The sequence below is a fragment of the Methylocystis suflitae genome (genome assembly GCF_024448135.1).
Lineage (GTDB): Bacteria > Pseudomonadota > Alphaproteobacteria > Rhizobiales > Beijerinckiaceae > Methylocystis > Methylocystis suflitae.
The window spans coordinates 1-367 of sequence record NZ_JAMRYX010000226.1; the positions used below are offsets into that span (position 1 = coordinate 1).

General features: G+C 51.5%; 1 rRNA gene. It reads left to right on the forward strand.

The features are described 5' to 3' along the window. Positions 1-367 (forward strand): 23S ribosomal RNA (locus NEI07_RS17155); the annotation flags it as partial.

A 367-nucleotide genomic window follows, 5' to 3' on the forward strand; every position in this document is an offset into this window, starting at 1 on the left:
TGATGACGAGGCACTACGGTGCTGAAGCGACAAATGCCCTGCTTCCAGGAAAAGCCTCTAAGCATCAGGTAACATCAAATCGTACCCCAAACCGACACAGGTGGTCAGGTAGAGAATACCAAGGCGCTTGAGAGAACTCGGGTGAAGGAACTAGGCAAAATGGTGCCGTAACTTCGGGAGAAGGCACGCTGATATGTAGGTGAAGCGACTTGCTCGTGGAGCTGAAATCAGTCGAAGATACCAGCTGGCTGCAACTGTTTATTAAAAACACAGCACTGTGCAAACACGAAAGTGGACGTATACGGTGTGACGCCTGCCCGGTGCCGGAAGGTTAATTGATGGGGTTAGCGGCAACGCGAAGCTCTTG